We start from the raw sequence: 927 nt of genomic DNA, 5'->3' as shown, positions 1-927 counted from the left end.
TGACCGCGTACCTTTTGTATAATGGGTCAGCGACTTATATTCTGTAGCGAGGTTAACCGAATAGGGGAGCCGCAGGGAAACCGAGTCTTAATAGGGCGTATAGTTGCAGGGTATAGACCCGAAACCGAGTGATCTATCCATGAGCAGGTTGAAAGTGACGTAACAGTCACCGGAGGACCGAACCCACTCCCGTTGAAAAGGTAGGGGATGACTTGTGGATAGGGGTGAAAGGCTAATCAAACTCGGTGATAGCTGGTTCTCCCCGAAAGCTATTTAGGTAGCGCCTCGGACGGACACCATGGGGGGTAGAGCACTGTTTCGGCTAGGGGGTCATCCCGACTTACCAAACCGATGCAAACTGACGAATACCCATGAGTGATATCCGGGAGACAGACGGCGGGTGCTAACGTCCGTCGTCAAGAGGGAAACAACCCAGACCGCCAGCTAAGGCCCCAAATTTCTAGTTAAGTGGGAAACGATGTGGGAAGGCATAGACAGCTAGGAGGTTGGCTTAGAAGCAGCCACCCTTTAAAGAAAGCGTAATAGCTCACTAGTCGAGTCGGCCTGCGCGGAAGATGTAACGGGGCTCAAACTAGGAGCCGAAGCTGCGGATTTAATTGTTTCAATTAAGTGGTAGGGGAGCATTGTGTAAGTCTGAGAAGGTGTGTTGTAAAGCATGCTGGAGATATCACAAGAGCGAATGCTGACGTGAGTAACGACAAAACGGGTGAAAAGCCCGTTCGCCGGAAGACCAAGGGTTCCAGTCCAACGTTAATCGGGGCTGGGTGAGTCGACCCCTAAGGTGAGGCCGAAAGGCGTAATCGATGGGAAATTGGTTAATATTCCAATACTTGTTTAAGATGCGATGGAGGGACGAAGAAGGTTATGCCAGCCTAGTGATGGTTATCTAGGTGGAAGGGTGTAGGT

General features: G+C 50.8%; 1 rRNA gene. It reads left to right on the top strand.

Going from position 1 to position 927, the window contains the following annotated elements:
* Window positions 1-927 (top strand): 23S ribosomal RNA (locus tag MA2_RS10760); the annotation flags it as partial.

Origin of the sequence: Moraxella atlantae NBRC 14588, from assembly GCF_001591265.1 — a bacterium.
Taxonomy (GTDB): domain Bacteria; phylum Pseudomonadota; class Gammaproteobacteria; order Pseudomonadales; family Moraxellaceae; genus Faucicola; species Faucicola atlantae.
The sequence above is the reverse complement of the archived record's forward strand: the minus strand, read 5'-3'. Positions and strand labels throughout refer to the sequence as shown.